Raw genomic sequence first — 15,859 nt, forward strand, 5'->3', positions numbered from 1 at the left:
GTCCCCCGCCGGGACGGCCCGCCGCCTGCGACTGTATCCGGCCGGGCCGTCGGCGGCCCTCAGCCGGTGGTTTGGCGCCGCGGCGGGTCGGGGAGGTGTGACGGCAAAGGGTCGTCGCGGACACGACGAAGGGACGTCCGCCTCGGACGTCCCTTGCAGGCTGCCGCCCCCTCGCGGGGGAAGCTCAGCGCACGACTGCGTCGATCGCGAGGACCACGAACGATCAGGTCAGGGCCGGCTCGCGCTGGTCCAGGTCGATGCTGCTGAGCAGCGAGTGCTCGTCGGCGACGGCGGACAGCGCGTCGTTCTCGGCCTGGAGCTTGACCAGCTCGTTCTCCAGGTCCTGGACGCGCTGCTGCAGCCGTCGCATCTCGGAGAGCATTCGCGGGTCGGGGCCGCCGACGTACCCGAGAAGCGCCTTTGCCATGATGTGTGGTCCTCCACGCTGAGTGACCGAACCGTGTACGGTGGGTCTTGGGGGAAGGGATACGCACGCGCCTGCGCGCCGGACGTGCTGGCTGGGCACTACGAAGGCATCCGCTGGTGAGTGGCACACTCACAGGCGTGGCCTCGCCGGTTAAACGCAAACCTGTGCGCGGGTTTCCAGCGTCTCACCAAAGACCGTACGGGTCAACACGATCACCGCACGCTACCGCGCCCCTGTCACCTGCATGGCGGGAACGACACGCCATCGGCCGGGCTAGTGGATCACTACGTCTGCGGAGTCAACCACGAGTCTGCCCCGATGGCAACCCTGTGACACCGGCAGTTGCCGGGGGCTCTCCTCCCACCGGCAACTGCGGTGCGCTCATCGGATCGCGAAGCCGTCGTACCCGTCGCCCACCGCGGTCCAGATCTCGGTGACCCCGCTGACCCGACCAGGCGTTCCGGGCCCGCGGAGCGCGGCGAGCAGCCGCTCGCAGTCGGCGCGCGACCCCTCGGCGACCACCTGGACGCGGCCGTCGCCGAGGTTGCTCGTGTAGCCCGTCAGCCCGATCTCCAGCGCCCTGGCCCGGGTCCACCAGCGGAACCCGACCTGCTGGACGCGCCCGCGCACCCAGATGGTGGCGCGGACCGACCGGTGGCTGTCGTGACCTTGCATGTGTCCGACCATAGTCGGGCACGCCGGGGGCGCTCGGAACGGGCTTCACGCCCCTTCCACCGACCCTCCCCACCCGCGGCGGTTCAGTGCCGCGGCTCGGCCAGCGCGTGCAGCGTCCAGCCCCGGCCGGCCGGGTCGAGCGGGGCGGTGGCGGCGGTGAACAGCTCGGCCGCCCGCCGGTAGGAGAGCCGGCCGCGGCCGGTGAGCGGGCAGCGGTCCCGCTCGGGGGTGCCCGCCGGGGCGCGGCGGTCGGTGAGGAACAGCGGCCCGGCGGTGCGGCCGGCCACCAGCAGCGGCAGCAGCCGGGCGGCGGCGCCGCGCCAGCGCAGCGGGGGCTCGCCGGGGGCGGTGCGGGCCTGCCGGCCCGCGAGGTCGATCCGGTCCACGTCCAGCGCGAGCAGCCGCTCGATCGGCGCGCCGCTCTCCCGGACCAGGTGCCAGAGCACCTTCTCGCGCAGCGGCACCCGCAGCGCCAGGACGGCCCGCAGCCGCTCCTCGTCGAGGCCCCCGGTGGGCGCGGTGGGCAGCGGGCGCAGCCCGGCGGCGGGGTCGGCGGCCAGCCAGCCCCGGGCGCACCACCAGCGCAGGGCGGCCCGCAGGACGGACAGCTCGCGGTTGGCGGTGCGGGCGCCGACCGCCCCGGCCCGCCCGGCGAACGCGGCGGCCACCCGCTCCGGCGCGCCGGGCCCGTCCAGCAGGGCGAGCGGCAGCACCGGCGGGGCGGCCCCCCGCCGCTCGGGGCCGGTCGGCGGGACGCGGCCGACCAGCAGCCAGGCCCAGGTGTGCAGGGCGATCCGGTAGACCCGCCGGGAGCCGTCCGCGAGCGGGGCCCCGGCCAGGTACCGCTCGGCGGCGACGGCGAACTCCACAGGTGTCACAGCCGCAGTAAATACGGCAGCGAATGCGACGTCAACACCGACCCTGACAGCGGTAAATCGACGATTTACTGCGGCTAATCCCCATCCCTCCAACATTGATGCCGATCCGCTCAACTTTTTCGGCGGAAGCCCTTGCCGGGCCGCCCGGCGACCGGGCAGCCTGCCGGGTGTGAAACCGATCCCACGGCGGCTCGCCGTTCTGCGCGGGCGGCAGTTCCGCCTCTTCTTCACCGGCTACGCGGTCTCCCTGTTCGGCTCCTCGATGGCCTCCGTCGCGGTGGCCTTCGCCGTGCTGGACGGCGGGGGCGGCGGCTCCGGGCTCGGCGTGGTGATGGCGGCCCGGATCGTGCCGATCGTGCTGCTGCTGGTGCTCGGCGGGGCGGCCGCCGACCGGCTGGGCCCGCGCCGGACGATGCTCGGCTCGGACGGGCTGCGCTGCGCGACCCAGGCCGCGACGGCGGCGCTGCTGTTCGCCGGGCACGGCACGGTGTGGGCGCTGGCGGTCCTGATGGTGCTGTGGGGACTGGGCGAGGCGGTGTTCCTGCCCGCGCTGGACGCACTGCTGCCGCGCCTCGTCCCGCCCGCCGAACTGGCCGACGCCAACGCGCTGACCGGCATCGCCCGCAACGGCGCGGCGGTCGCCGGGCCCGCGCTGGCCGGGCTGCTGACCGCCGCCGCCGGGCCCGGCTGGGTGCTGTTGCTGGACGCCGCCTCGTACGCGGCGGGCCTGGCGGCGCTGGCCCTGCTGCGCGTCCCGCCGCCGCCAGCCGGGGCGGTCGGCGCGGACGAGCCCGGGCTGGTGGCCGAACTGCGGGCCGGCTGGGGCGAGTTCCGCTCCCGGCGGTGGCTGTGGGTGGGCGTGCTGCAGGGCTGCCTGTTCAACCTGCTGGTGTGGGCGCCGTTCCTGGTGCTCGGTCCGGTGCTGGCCCGCGAGCACCTGGGCGGTGCGGGCGGCTGGGGCGCGGTGATGGGCGCGTACGGGGCGGGGGCGGTGCTGGGCGGGCTGGTGCTGCTGGGCCGTCGGCCGGGGCGGCCGCTGCGGGTGGTGCTGGCGGTGTCGGCGGGCTGGGCGCTGCCCTCGGGGGCGCTGGCGCTCGGCGGGTCGCTGCCGCTGGTGATGGCGGCGGCGGCCGGGGCGGGGGTGGTCTCGATCGTCTCCGGCTCGCTGTTCTCCACCCTGGTGCAGCGCCACGTCCCGCCGCGGGCGCTGGGCCGGGTCGGCGCGTACGTGACGCTCGGGGCGTTCGCGTTCGGGCCGGTGGGGCTGGCGCTGGCCGGTCCGCTGGCGGCGGCGGTCGGGGCGCGGACGGTGCTGGGCTGGGGCGCGCTCTGGCAGCTGGCGTCCGGCGCGGCGGTGCTCGCGCTGCTGGGCCGCCGCGAGCCGGGGGCCGCCGACGCCGTGCCCGCCCCGGAGCCGCGGACGGCCCCCGTCCCGTCCGGGGACGGGAGCCGGGGGCCGTCGGGCCGCTGAGGGACGCGGGCGCGGGCGGGGGCGGGGGCGGGGGTCAGCCGCCGAAGTTGCCGAAGTCGCCGCCGCCGCCGAAGTCCCCGCCGCCGCCACCGCCGTCGAAACCGCCGCCGCCGCCGAAGTCTCCGAAGTCATCGGTGTCGAAGTCCGCGCCCGAGTACTCGCCGGCGTCCGCGCCGCCGTTGTCGTCGTACCCGCCGTCGCCGTAGGCGTAGGCCGGGGTGGAGACCATCGAGCCGAGCATGGTGCCGACCAGCAGGCCGGGCAGCAGGCCGCCGCCGAAGTAGCCGCCGGCCCAGGGGCTGTAGGCGGGACCGGCGTTCCAGTACGGCTGGTGGCCGTGCTCGGTCTCGACGGTGCGGACGTCCGGCTCCTGGCCGCCGGAGACCCGGGCCGCGTCGGCGGCGCAGGCCGGGACGGAGCGCGGCGCGCCGCCCGGCGGGGCCCACTGCACGTCGGTGCTGGAGGGGCCGTGCCGCGGGTCGAAGAAGCACGGGACGCGGCGCTCGGGCAGCGGTCGGCCCTCGCGGCGGGCGGCCAGCGTGGCCAGCGCGAACCGGCCCTGCTCCAGCGCCTCGGTGACCGGGCGGACGTCCTCGGGCCGCTTCGCCTCGTCCATGGTCCGCTTGGCGCGGTCGTAGGCGTCCAGCGCGGCGGTGTAGTCGGCGCGCTGGACGTCGTCCGCGTCGGGGGCGCCCGGGTCGAAGTCGAGCCGGTCGAGCTCCTCGCCGAACGCGGTGATGTCCTCGTCCACCACGGTGCGCAGCTGGGCCAGTTCGGCCCGGACCTGCTCCTGCTTGCGCTTCTTCGCCCGGCGGAACAGCAGGAACGCGCCGCCGCCGAGCAGGACGAGCAGCAGCACCGGGACGACCACCCAGGCGATCGAGGTGCTGTGCTGCGGGCCCTCGCCCTTGGTCTGCTGGGCCGCCCCGTCGACGAACTCGTTCAGGGTGGCGGCGACGTCCCCGCCGTGGGAGCGGTACGCGGCGCCGGCCAGGTTCTCGGTCGCGGTCCTGCTCAGCGCCCCGGCGTCGGAGACGGCCTGGAACTGGTCACCGCGCCAGACCGCGTAGACGCCGACGATGCCGACCTTGGTCCGGAGGTCCCTGAACAGGCTCTGCTTCGGGTAGGCCTCGCTGTCGGGCAGCACCGCGACGAAGATCGGCCTGTCGGCGTCCTTCAGCTTCTTCGCCAGCGCGTCCGCCTGCTCCGCGGGGAACCGGCCGTCCATCGCCGGGTCCACGTAGAGCTGGACCTTCTTCATCGCGTCGGCCGCGTCGTTCAGGCCGGACGCCGAGGCGGGCGCGGCCAGGCCGAGCACCACCAGCAGGCCGAGCAGCGCCGCCAGGACGGCGGCGGGCCCGGTACCGGCGGCCCGGGAGCGGCGGGGCACAGTTCTCATGCTCCAGACCGTACCGGCCCGGGGCCGGACCCACCCCCTCCCCCGGTACCGTCCGCCCCGGAGAGTCCCCCTACTCCAGGGCGAGACGGGCGGCCCGGACCCCCGCCGACCGGCCGGAGTCGGGGCCGGGCGTGCCGCCGGGGCCGTTCGAGCGGGCATAGTGGTGACGATCTTCCGCACTCGCGTCCGTTCCCCCGACAGGAGACCCCAGGTGATCCTCGGCCTCGTCACCGCCGTCGCGGCGTCCGTCTGCTACGGCACCGGTTCGGTGCTGCAGGCCCTCGGCGCCCGCCGCTCGGCCCGGCAGGAGGCGGCGGCGGGCATCGTCACCGAGCACGGCGGGCCGAGCCTGTCCTCGACCGCGAAGGCCGCCGTCACCTGGGAGTTCATCCTCGGCACGGTGCTGGACTTCGTCGGTTTCGGCCTCGGTGCGCTGGCCGCCCGGCTGCTGCCGCTGTTCCTGTCGCAGACCATCATCAGCGCCAACCTGGTGATCACCGCGGTGCTCTCGGTGAAGCTGCTGGGCCTGCGGCTGCGGCAGCTGGAGTGGCTGTCGATCGGCATCCTGTGCGGCGCGCTGGTGCTGCTCGCGGTCGCGGCCGGTCCGGAGGGCGGGCACGAGGCGGCCCGCTCCTTCCACTGGGCACTGCTGATCGGCTCGGCGGTGCTGATCGCGGGCGGTTCGCTGCTGGTGCGCCGGCTCGGTTCCGGCGGGGCGATCGTGGCGGGCCTGCTCTCCGGCCTGGGCTTCGGCGCGCTGGGCATCGGGGTCCGGATCCTGGACGGCGTGCAGCCCTTCGACCTGGGGGCGCTGCTCGCCGACCCGGCCCTGTACGCCGTGCTGGTGGGCGGCATCGGCGGGATGTACCTGCACACCGTCGCCCTGCAGGTCGGCTCGGTGAACGGGGCGACCGCCGCCCTGGTGGTCGGCGAGACGGTCGTCCCCGGCGCGGTGGGCGTGCTCTGGCTGGGCGACTCCTCCCGGGACGGCCTGGGCTGGCTGGCCGTCTCCGGCTTCGTGCTGGCGGTGGCCAGCGCCGTCGGCGTCGCCTACTTCGGCGAGGAGGGCGGCGCGCTGCAGGCGGCCGCCGAGGAGGAGGAGACGGCCACCGCCGGGAAGGCGCGCTGACCCCGCGCCCCGGGCCCGCTCCGGCGGCTCCCGCCGACGCTCGGTCCCGGGGCGGTCAGGCCCGGGGCGGGCGCTGGCAGGTGGGGCAGGAGTAGCTGGAGCGGTTCATCCAGGCGTCCCGGCGCATCGCGGTGCCGCAGCGGCGGCAGGGCCGGCCCTCGCGGCCGTACGCGTCGAGGTCGCGGGAGAAGTAGCCGCTCTCGCCGTTGACGTTGACGTACATCGAGTCGAAGCTCGTCCCGCCGACCGCGAGCGCCGCCGTCATGACGTCCCGGGCGTGGCCGAGGAGTTCGAGCGCGGCGGGGCGGGTCAGGGTGGCGGTGGGGCGGTCGAAGTGCAGGCGGCTGCGCCAGAGCGCCTCGTCCGCGTAGATGTTGCCGACGCCGCTGACCAGGGTCTGGTCGAGCAGGGCGCGCTTGACGGTGGTGCGCTTGGCGCGCAGGGCGCGGGCGAAGGCGTCGTCGTCGAAGCGGGCGTCGAGCGGGTCGCGGGCGATGTGGGCGAGCGAGAGCGGGGTGGCCTCGGGGTCGCCGGCCTCGGCCTCCTCGACGGCCAGGCCGCCGAAGGTGCGCTGGTCGACGAAGCGCAGCTCGGTGCCGCCGTCGGTGAACCTCAGCCGGGCCCGCAGGTGCACGGAGTCGGCCATCTCCGGTTCCTGGACGAGGAGTTGGCCGCTCATCCCGAGGTGTCCGACCATCGAGAGGCCGTCGCCGAGCGGCACCCACAGGTACTTGCCGCGGCGCTGCGGCGCGCCGAGCGTGCGGCCGCGCAGCAGGGCGGTGAACTCGTCGGCGCCGCCGACCTGGCGGCGGACGGCGCGCGGGTGCAGCACCTGGACGTCGGCGACGGTGCGTCCGGCGGCCCAGCGGGCCAGACCGCGGCGGACGACCTCGACTTCGGGCAGCTCGGGCACGGCGGGCCGGTCAGACCGTCGCGGCGGGCTGGTCGGCGGCGGGCGGCACGGCCTCGTTCTGGGCCTTAATGGCGCGCCAGGCGGACTCGGCGGCCTTCTGCTCGGCTTCCTTCTTCGAGCGGCCGCTGCCGGAGCCGTAGTCCTGACCGGCCACCCGGGCGGCGGCGGTGAAGGTCTTCTCGTGGTCCGGCCCGGATTCGGTGACCACGTACTCGGGGACGCCGAGGCCCACGGAGGCGGTGAGCTCCTGCAGGCTGGTCTTCCAGTCGAGTCCGGCGCCGAGCTGCGCGGATTCCGCGATCAGCGGGTCGAACAGGCGGTGGACGAACTCGGTGGCCGCGTCCAGGCCCTGGTCGAGGTAGGTGGCGCCGATCACGGCCTCGACGGTGTCGGCGAGGATCGACGACTTGTCGCGGCCGCCGGTGCCCTCCTCGCCCTTGCCCAGGCGGATGAAGGCCCCGAGGTCCAGGCCTCGGCCGACCTCGGCGAGCGCGCGGGAGTTGACCACCGCGGCGCGGAGCTTGGCGAGCGTGCCCTCGGCGACCTCCGGGTGGAGGCGGTAGAGGGTGTCGGTCACCACGAGGCCCAGCACCGAGTCGCCCAGGAACTCCAGGCGCTCGTTGGTGGGCAGGCCACCGTTCTCGTACGCGTACGAGCGGTGGGTCAGGGCACGTACCAGAAGGGCGCGCTCAAGTGGGTACCCGAGGCGCCCTTCCAGGACGTCGTATTCGGTCGAAGCCGGCCCACCGCCCTTGCCCCCGTTGGTCCCGGGGTTCGGCTTGCGGGTGGAACTGCCACTGTCCGACATCGATCCGTGCACCCCGCCGATCAGACCGAGAGGACCTGGCGACGGTTGTACGTGCCGCAGCTCGGGCACGCGATGTGCGAGAGCTTCGGCTCGTGGCAGCGGTCGCACGCGACGAGCGCGGGCACGACGGCCTTCCAGTTGGAACGGCGGTGACGCGTGTTGCTGCGCGACATCTTCCGCTTCGGAACAGCCACGGTAAATCTCCTGGTTCTACGGCGAGGCCCTCACGGGCAGCGCTGTGTCTTATTCCTCGTCACCCTCGTCGCCGGGGGCGGCGGAGAGTCCCTGCAGTGCCGCCCACCGGGGGTCGGCGGCGTCGTGGTGGTGAGCCGGGTCGTCGCTCAGGCGTGCCCCGCACTCGGAGCACAGGCCCAGGCAGTCGTCCTGGCACACCGGCTGCAGCGGCAGTGCGAGCACCACCGCGTCACGCAGCACCGGCTGGAGGTCGAACAGGTCGCCCTCCAGGCGGTAAGTCTCGTCCTCGGACTCCTCGTCGAAGTCGTCCCCCGCGATGGCGCGGTGCCGCTCCTCGGACTCCGGGTAGTAGTAGAGCTCCTGGAAGTCGACCTCCAGGTCGTCCTCCACCGGCTCCAGGCAGCGCGAGCACTCGCCGGTCACGTGGGCCTCGGCGGTGCCGGTGACCAGCACGCCCTCGACCACGGACTCCAGGCGGAGCTCCAGCGTGATCTCGCTCTTCTCGGGGACGCCGATGACGTCCGCGATGCCGAGCTCCGCCGGGGCCTCCAGGGTGCGGGAGACCTTGCGCAGCGATCCGGGGCGACGGCCGAGCTCGTGCGTGTCGAACACGAGCGGGTCGCGGTGGTCGAGGCGGTTCAAGGTTTCCTGACTTCCTGGTGGCGGCACGCATTCCTGCGTGGCGCGGGTTTTCGGTCTCCGTAGCCGCACCGCCCGGTTGCGGGCGCGCGGCGGACCCGGCGCGAACAGGCCGGAGTGGTCAGACTACCGGAGACTGCGCGCCGAACCCAACTCGCCGCCTCAGCGGCCGCCGAGCTCCCGCAGCCTGGTCATGTCGATCATGCTGGTGTCGAAGAAGCTGGTCTCGTCCAGCCCGGCCTGCTGCCCGCCCTGCTGCTGGGGCGGCTGGGCCGGGGGCTGCTGCTGGTAGCCGTACGGGTCGGCGGGCAGCGGGTTGCCCCACTGGTCGAAGCCCTGCGGCTGCTGGTAGTGCGGCTGCTGGTAGTACGGGTCGACCGGCTGCTGGTGCCCGTAGGGCTGGCCGTACGGGTCGGTCTGCGGGGCCGCCGCCGGGTCGTAGCCGCCGTACGCCTCGGCGTACTGCGGGGCCTGCGGCTGGGCCTGGGGGTCCCCCCAGCCGGAGGCCGGGTCCTCGCCGGGCTGCTGCCAGCCGGCCGCGGCCGGGGTCTGCTCCGGCCAGGACTGCTGCTGCGGCACCTCGGCGTACCAGCTCTGCTGCTCGGCGCCGTCGGCGAAGCCGGCCGCCACCGCCTCGGCGCGGTCCTTGAGCTGCTGGGCCTCGTCGGCGGCGGCCAGGTAGGCGCCCAGCTCGTCGATCGGGGCCTTGCCGAGCAGCTTGTCGCGGCCCTTGCCGACGGCCTCCAGGGTGGCGGAGAGCACCGCCTCCAGGGTGGCCAGCTTCACGTCCACGTACTCGTCGGCCTCGGGGCTGGGGCTGGTCCGCGGCCGGAACTCCTCGCCGTCCTCGGTGCCGTCCGCCTCCGGCTCGTACACGCCGGACTCGCCGCGCAGCTTCTGCCGGCCGCGGCCGACCGCGCCGAGCGTCTTGGTGAGCACCACCTCGAAGTTGGCCAGCTTGGAGTCGACGTAGTCGTCGGCCTCGGCCCGCTTGGTGTGCACCTCGGACCGGGCCTCGGCGAGGATCCGGTCCGCCTCGGCCTGGGACTGCCGGACCACCTCGGTGTCGGAGATCAGCGAGCCGCGCTCGTCGTGCGCGCCGCGGATGATCCGGTCGGCCTGCTCCCGGGCGTCGGCCACCATCTGCTGGTGGTCGGCCACCACCGACTGGGCCTGGGCGAGTTCGGCGGGCATCGCCTCGCGCAGGTCGCGGAGCATCCCGGTCAACTCGGCACGGTTGACCACGCAGGACGACGACATCGGCATGGCCTTGGCCTTCTCGACCAGGGCGATGATCTCGTCGAGTTTCTGCTGCACGTCCACGGGCTCTTCAGTCTTTCCGTGTGCCGCCGAGGTGCGGCGGAGGCAGTGCCCGCTGGCCGCCGGCTGCGGCCCCGGGGCCGGGGGTACAGACTGTACGGCCACCTGCCCCGCGGCTCACAACGCCCCGGCTAGCCGCGGCGTTCGGCGATCCGCTCCAGCAGCCGGCGGTGCACCGCGTCGGGCAGCAGGTGGGAGACGTCGCCGCCGAGCGAGGCGACCTCCTTGACCAGGCTGGAGGAGAGGAAGCTGTACGTCGGCGAGGTCGGCACGAACAGCGTCTCGACGCCGGTCAGGCCGTGGTTCATCTGGGCCATCTGCAGCTCGTAGTCGAAGTCGCCGGCCGCCCGCAGGCCCTTGATGATCGCGGGGATGCCGCGCTCGCGGCAGAAGTCGACCAGCAGGCCGCTGTGCGACTCCACCTCGATGTTGCCCAGGTGGGCGGTGGTCCCGGCGATCAGCTCGATCCGCTCGTCGATCGAGAACATGCCCTGCTTGTTGCGGTTGATCAGCACCGCCACGTGCACCACGTCGTACAGCTTCGAGGCCCGCTCGATGATGTCGAGGTGTCCGTTGGTGATGGGGTCGAAGGACCCCGGACAGACGGCGCGGCGCATGGGTGTGCTCCCTTGTGGGGCGGGATGTTCCGTTACGAGTCTTGATCAGCCCCGTCGGCGGCGCGACCGTACCAGAGCGTGCCCTCGCCGTACTTGCGCGAACGCAGCGGCTCGAACCCGTCCGGCCAGCCGAACTCACCGCCCCGGGTGCTGCGTTCCACGGTGACGAGAACGTGCGCGGACAGCCAGCCCCCCGAGCGGAGTGTGACCAGCATCTCGCGCAGCACGGCGTCCTCCACCGCGTACGGCGGATCCAGGAACACCAGGTCGTACGGGGTGGCCGGGGGCGGCCCGGCGATCACCTTCTCGGCCTTCTCCGCGCGCACCTCGGCGCCGGGCAGGCCCAGCGTCCGGACGTTCTCCCGGACGGTCCGCACCGCGCCCGGGTCCGCCTCCACCAGCAGGGCGTGCGCGGCCCCGCGGGAGAGCGCCTCCAGGCCGACCGCGCCGCTGCCCGCGAACAGGTCGAGCATCCGGGCGCCGGTCACCGGCCCGGACAGCGCCTCGATGGTGGAGAACATCGCCTCCCGCGCCTTGTCCGAGGTCGGGCGGGTGTTCCGGCCCGGCGGGGCGGCGAGCGGGCGGCCTCCGGCACGGCCGGCGATCACGCGAGGCATGGCGTTGGGTCCTTTGCGGGCGGAACGGCGGAACGGGCTGCGCGCCCGACCCTAGCCGACGGATCGGCCCCGGGCCGGGCGCGCGGCCCCGCTCCCCGTTCGTTCCGCCGCCGGGCCCGGCGGCGGGCTCACTCGTTCGAGGCGGCGCCCAGCAGCGTCGGCGACGCGTACCGCGACCAGGACAGGCAGCCGTCGGGCGGGCAGTACTCGGGGCGGCGCGGGTCGTGCCCGAGCTCGCGCAGCTTGGTGCGGACGGAGTCGGGCGTGCGGCCGTAGCGGGCGGCGATCCGGGCGATGGTCTCGCCCTCGTGGAAGCGCCGGACCAGCTCCTCCTCGTGCTGCGGCACCCACGGGGAGCCGTGCCCGGGGTAGAGCTCGCGCAGCACGTCCCGGTCCGGAATCGGCTCGGAGACGTCGGCGACGATCGCCAGCGCGCGCAGGGCCCGGTTCAGCGCGATGCGCAGGGACGCGACGTCCTCCACCGGGAGGCGCAGCTTGCCGGAGGCGACCGGGTTGGCGGCGTCGCCCTCGCGCCAGCCGGTCAGGGTGAGGGTGACTTCGCGGTCGTCCTCGCTGGCGACCTCGATCCGGAAGACCTTGTCGCCGAGCGGGAGCTCGTTGAGGTGACGGAATGCCATGGCAATGACCCCCAATTCTCGTGCCGGGGAAGCGACTTGGAGCGCGCCCCGAACAACTACATTCTCTCCCGGGGCACTGACAATCCGTGGGGTGCGAAGGGCCCGCGCGGCCCTTCCCCGGCCGTTCCCGCTCAGCCCTTCTCCAGGTACTCCGCGCGCTCCTCGTCGAGCAGGCTCTCCAGCACCGTGCGCAGCTCGGGGTGGGCGGCCAGGTCGGGGTCGGCGGCGACCAGCCGGGTGGCCTCGGCCCGGGCGGTGGCGATGACCTCCTCGTCCTCCAGCACCGAGAGCACCTTCAGCGAGGACTTCACGCCGGACTGGGCCTGGCCGAGCACGTCGCCCTCGCGGCGCTGTTCGAGGTCGATCCGGGAGAGCGCGAAGCCGTCCAGCGTGCCGGCCACCGCGTCGAGCCGGGCCCGGGCGGCGCTGGCCGCGGGCATGTCGCTGACCAGCAGGCAGAGCCCGGCGGCGGAGCCGCGGCCGACCCGGCCGCGCAGCTGGTGCAGCTGGGAGACGCCGAACCGGTCCGCGTCCATGATCACCATCACGGTGGAGTTCGGGACGTTGACGCCGACCTCGATCACGGTGGTGGCGACCAGCACGTCCACCTCCCCGGCCGCGAACCGGCGCATCACCTCGTCCTTGGCGTCGGGCGCCAGCCGCCCGTGCAGGATCTCCACCCGCAGTCCGGCCAGCGGGCCCCCGGCGAGCATCGCGGCGGTCTCCACCACGGCCAGCGGCGGCCTGCGCTCCTCGCCGTCCGCTCCCCCGCCGACCTCCTCGGGCTCGTCCTTGCGCTTCTTCCTGCCGCCCTTCGCGGGCTGCTCCTCCTCGTCCCCGATCCGGGGGCAGACCACGTACGCCTGGTGGCCCTTGCCGACCTCCTCGCGGACCCGCTCCCAGGCCCGGGCGAGGAAGTTGGGCTTCTCCAGCGCGGGCACCACGTGGGTGGAGATCGGCGAGCGGCCGGACGGCAGCTGGTCCAGGACGGAGGTCTCCAGGTCGCCGAAGACGGTCATCGCGACGGTCCGCGGGATCGGGGTGGCGGTCATCACCAGCAGGTGCGGGGGCTGCTCGCCCTTGGCGCGCAGCGCGTCGCGCTGTTCGACGCCGAAGCGGTGCTGCTCGTCGACCACGACCAGGCCGAGGTCGGCGAACCGCACCCTGTCCTCGATCAGGGCGTGCGTGCCGATCGCGATCCCGGCCTTGCCGGAGGCCATGTCGAGCAGCGCGCCCCGGCGGGCGGCGGCGCCCATCGAGCCGGTCAGCAGGGCGACCCGGGTGCCGGTCTCGGAGCCGCCGATCATCCCGGCCTCGGCGAGGTCGCCCATCATCTCGACGATCGAGCGGTGGTGCTGCTGGGCGAGCACCTCGGTCGGGGCGAGCAGCACGGCCTGGCCGCCGGTGTCGACCACGGCGAGCATGGCGCGCAGCGCCACCAGCGTCTTGCCGGAGCCGACCTCGCCCTGGAGCAGCCGGTGCATCGGGTGCTCGGTGGCCAGGTCGGCGAAGATCTCGGCGCAGACCTTGCGCTGCCCGTCGGTCAGGGTGAACGGCAGCCGGGCGTCGAAGGCGTCCAGCACGCCGCCGGGGACGGGGCGGCGCGGGACGGCGGGCAGCGCGGAGTCGGCGGCCCGGCGCTGGGCGAGGGCGACCTGCAGGACGAACGCCTCGTCCCAGCGCAGCCGGTTCTGCGCGCGCTCCCTGTCGGCCTGGTGGTGCGGGCGGTGGATCAGTTCCAGCGCCTCGGGCAGCGGGATCAGGCCGTGCTCGGCGCGCAGGTCGGCGGGCAGCGGTTCGCCGACGTCGGCCAGGTGCTTGGTGAGGGCCATCCCGACGCAGAGCGAGAGCTTCCAGCTGGGCATCTGGGCGCTCGCCGGGTAGACCGGGATGAGCCGGCCGGCGAACTGCTCCGCGGCCGTCGATCCCTCCTCCTCGTCGATCAACTGGTAGTCGGGCGAGGCGAGTTGGCGGGAGCGGTTGAACAGGCCGACCTTGCCGGCGAACAGGCCCTGCCGGCCGGGGCGGAGGTCCTTCTGCCGCCAGCCCTGGTTGAAGAACACCAGCGAGAGCTTCGAGCGGCCGTCGGTGACCACCACCTCCAGCCGGTCGCCCTTGCGGCCGCGGAACGGGATCAGCGTGACCTTCTCGATCCGGGCCAGCACGGTGACGTGCTCGTCCACCTCCAGCTCGTCCAGGCTGGTGAGCTGCCCGCGCTCGACGTACCGGCGCGGGTAGTGGTGCAGCAGGTCGCCGACCGTGCGCAGGCCGAGGCTGTCGGCCAGCACCTTCGCGGTGCGGTCGCCGACCAGGTCCTTCAGAGGTTCATCGAGAGCGCCCATCGCCCCCATTTCACACCACGGGACCGACGCTCCGGGCTCACTCCACCCCGATGAGCAGCGGGGCGGCCTCCTGGCCGCCCTGGTAGGCGACGGTGTCGACCTCGGGACGGGTGCGCCGGGCGTGCGCGATCAGCCGGTCGGCGAGCTCGGCGGGGGCCTCCTCGCCGAGCACCAGGGTGACCAGTTCGCCGCTCGCCGCGATCATCCGGTCGAGCACGGTCAGCGCGGTCTCGGTGAGGTCGGTGCCGATCACCGCGACGTCGCCGTCGATCAGGCCGAGCACGTCGCCGGCCTGGCAGACGCCCGCCATCGTCCAGGACTCGCCCTCGGCGACGGCCAGTTCGGCGTACCGGGTGGCGCCGGCCGCGGAGGTCATCGCGACCACGTCCTCGTCGAAGCGCCGCCCGGCGTCGTGCACGGCGAGCGCGGCCAGGCCCTGCACCGGGGAGCGGGTGGGCAGCACGGCGATCCGGACGCCCTCCTCGCGCAGCTGGTCGGCGGCGGCGCCGGCGGCGTGGCGCAGCTCGGGGTCGTTGAGCAGCAGCACCACCTCGCGGGCGCCGCAGCGGTGCACGGCGGTGACCAGTTCGGCGCTGGCCGGCGGCCGGTCCGGGTCGGCGGACAGCACCACCGAACCGGCCTGCTCGCACAGCTGGGCGAGGCCGCTGCCGCTCACCACGCTGAGCACGGCGCGGCCGTGCGAGACGGTCTCCTCGCGCTCCCCGGCGCGGGCGGCGGCCTCGGCGAAGTGGGTGATCCGGATCCGGTAGGGCCGCCCGGCCTCGACGCCCGCCTCGACGGCCGCGCCCGCGTCGTCCACGTGCACGTGGACGTTCCACAGGCCGTCGCCGCCGCCGATCACCAGCGAGTCGCCGAGCCGGCCGAGCCGCTCGCGCAGCCCGGGCAGCTGCCCGTCCTCGGCCTCCAGCAGGTAGATCACCTCGAACGCGGGGTGGCCGGGGCCGGGCGGGCGCTCGTGGCCCTCGCAGCCGTCCAGCACCAGCGGGTCGACCTCGCGGCGCAGGGCGACCGGGCCCATCGGCTGCTGCCCGGAGACGGCGTCCACCAGCGCGCCGAGCACCGCGACCAGGCCGCGGCCGCCCGCGTCCACCACGCCCGCCTCGGCCAGCGCGGAGAGCTGGTCGGGGGTGCGCAGCAGCGCCTGCCGGGCGGCCCGGTACGCCTCCTGGGCCTGTCCGGTCAGTCCGTCCGCGCCGGTGGCGGCCGCCGCGGCGGCGGCGGCGACCGTCAGCAGGGTGCCCTCCACGGGTTCGGCGACCGCGAGGTACGCGGAGCGGGCGCCGTGGTCGAGCGCGGCGGCCAGTGCGCCGCCGGCCGCCAGCACCTCGGCCAGGCCGCGCAGCCACTGGGCGAGGATCACGCCGGAGTTGCCGCGTGCCCCGATCAGCGCGCCGCGGGCGGCGGCGGCGGCGGCCACCGCGAGCTCGGGCTCCTCGGCGGCGGCGAACACCGCGTCCAGCGCCTCGGCGGCGGACTCCACGGTCAGGTAGAGGTTCGTCCCGGTGTCCCCGTCCGGCACCGGGTACACGTTCAGCGCGTCGATCTCCTCGCGGGCCTGGCCGAGGGCCGCCAGCGCGAGCCGGCACCAGGTGCGGACGGCCGGGGCGTCGAGGGTGTCCAGCACCAGGTCTCCTCCGGATGAACGCCACGGGAACACGACGGGACGCGGTGGCGAGGGGCGATGCTGGCAGGTTATCGGCCCCCGCGACCCCCTCCGCCGCAGGCTCGGGCCCGGCTGCCGCCCAGCTCGGGGGAACGATCACCCCGGCG

16 protein-coding genes are annotated in these 15,859 nt (G+C 74.8%); 2 read left to right on the forward strand and 14 right to left on the reverse strand.

What is annotated here, in order from left to right; genetic code table 11:
- Positions 1 to 223: 223 nt before the first annotated feature.
- From ACZ3J7_RS33070 to ACZ3J7_RS33080, 3 genes are all read right to left on the reverse strand, one after another.
- Positions 224 to 427, reverse strand: a complete 204-nt coding sequence (locus tag ACZ3J7_RS33070) for a hypothetical protein (protein ID WP_030458828.1) — start codon at positions 425 to 427, stop codon at positions 224 to 226.
- 381 nt (positions 428 to 808) lie between these two features.
- Positions 809 to 1,102: an acylphosphatase gene (locus ACZ3J7_RS33075; protein WP_033259303.1), complete on the reverse strand. Its 294-nt coding sequence runs from the start codon at positions 1,100 to 1,102 to the stop codon at positions 809 to 811.
- Between the two features lie 83 nt (positions 1,103 to 1,185).
- A complete protein-coding gene (locus ACZ3J7_RS33080) occupies positions 1,186 to 1,980 on the reverse strand; it encodes a hypothetical protein (RefSeq protein WP_465627081.1) in 795 nt (264 codons plus the stop codon).
- Between the two features lie 169 nt (positions 1,981 to 2,149).
- Between ACZ3J7_RS33080 and ACZ3J7_RS33085 the strand changes: the two genes are divergently transcribed.
- Positions 2,150 to 3,451: an MFS transporter gene (locus ACZ3J7_RS33085; protein WP_465627082.1), complete on the forward strand. Its 1,302-nt coding sequence runs from the start codon at positions 2,150 to 2,152 to the stop codon at positions 3,449 to 3,451.
- A 34-nt stretch (positions 3,452 to 3,485) separates the two neighbouring features.
- Here ACZ3J7_RS33085 and ACZ3J7_RS33090 read toward each other — a convergent pair whose 3' ends face one another.
- Positions 3,486 to 4,850, reverse strand: coding sequence for a hypothetical protein (locus tag ACZ3J7_RS33090; protein WP_465627083.1), 1,365 nt, complete (start codon positions 4,848 to 4,850; stop codon positions 3,486 to 3,488).
- A gap of 211 nt (positions 4,851 to 5,061) precedes the next feature.
- Between ACZ3J7_RS33090 and ACZ3J7_RS33095 the strand changes: the two genes are divergently transcribed.
- The gene (locus tag ACZ3J7_RS33095) at positions 5,062 to 5,979 is read left to right on the forward strand and encodes a DMT family protein (RefSeq protein WP_465627084.1); all 918 of its coding nucleotides are present in this window, start codon (positions 5,062 to 5,064) and stop codon (positions 5,977 to 5,979) included.
- Between the two features lie 55 nt (positions 5,980 to 6,034).
- Here the strand turns inward: ACZ3J7_RS33095 and mutM are convergent, their stop codons facing one another.
- From mutM to ACZ3J7_RS33145, 10 genes are all read right to left on the reverse strand, one after another.
- Entirely contained in the window at positions 6,035 to 6,892 is an 858-nt protein-coding gene (mutM, locus tag ACZ3J7_RS33100) for a bifunctional DNA-formamidopyrimidine glycosylase/DNA-(apurinic or apyrimidinic site) lyase (protein ID WP_465627085.1), read from the reverse strand.
- Positions 6,893 to 6,902: 10 nt separating this feature from the next.
- Entirely contained in the window at positions 6,903 to 7,700 is a 798-nt protein-coding gene (gene rnc, locus ACZ3J7_RS33105; protein WP_465627086.1) for a ribonuclease III, read from the reverse strand.
- Positions 7,701 to 7,720: 20 nt separating this feature from the next.
- Positions 7,721 to 7,894 carry a 50S ribosomal protein L32 gene (gene rpmF / locus ACZ3J7_RS33110; protein WP_014138241.1) on the reverse strand — a complete coding sequence of 58 codons (174 nt, stop codon included), beginning with the start codon at positions 7,892 to 7,894 and terminating at the stop codon, positions 7,721 to 7,723.
- Positions 7,895 to 7,943: 49 nt separating this feature from the next.
- Complete coding sequence (locus ACZ3J7_RS33115; protein WP_465627087.1) at positions 7,944 to 8,537, reverse strand: YceD family protein; 594 nt, start codon at positions 8,535 to 8,537, stop codon at positions 7,944 to 7,946.
- Positions 8,538 to 8,696: 159 nt separating this feature from the next.
- Entirely contained in the window at positions 8,697 to 9,857 is a 1,161-nt protein-coding gene (locus ACZ3J7_RS33120; protein WP_465627088.1) for an ATP synthase F0 subunit B, read from the reverse strand.
- Between the two features lie 128 nt (positions 9,858 to 9,985).
- Positions 9,986 to 10,471, reverse strand: a complete 486-nt coding sequence (gene coaD, locus ACZ3J7_RS33125; protein WP_465627089.1) for a pantetheine-phosphate adenylyltransferase — start codon at positions 10,469 to 10,471, stop codon at positions 9,986 to 9,988.
- Positions 10,472 to 10,503: 32 nt separating this feature from the next.
- A complete protein-coding gene (gene rsmD, locus ACZ3J7_RS33130; protein ID WP_465627090.1) occupies positions 10,504 to 11,088 on the reverse strand; it encodes a 16S rRNA (guanine(966)-N(2))-methyltransferase RsmD in 585 nt (194 codons plus the stop codon).
- 128 nt (positions 11,089 to 11,216) lie between these two features.
- Positions 11,217 to 11,726 carry a hypothetical protein gene (locus ACZ3J7_RS33135; protein WP_465627091.1) on the reverse strand — a complete coding sequence of 170 codons (510 nt, stop codon included), beginning with the start codon at positions 11,724 to 11,726 and terminating at the stop codon, positions 11,217 to 11,219.
- Between the two features lie 131 nt (positions 11,727 to 11,857).
- Entirely contained in the window at positions 11,858 to 14,068 is a 2,211-nt protein-coding gene (gene recG / locus ACZ3J7_RS33140; RefSeq protein ID WP_465627092.1) for an ATP-dependent DNA helicase RecG, read from the reverse strand.
- Between the two features lie 37 nt (positions 14,069 to 14,105).
- Positions 14,106 to 15,713 (reverse strand): DAK2 domain-containing protein, encoded by a 1,608-nt coding sequence (locus ACZ3J7_RS33145; protein WP_465627093.1) that lies wholly within the window; start codon positions 15,711 to 15,713, stop codon positions 14,106 to 14,108.
- Positions 15,714 to 15,859 lie beyond the last annotated feature (146 nt).

Source organism: Kitasatospora sp. NPDC015121 (genome assembly GCF_055562955.1).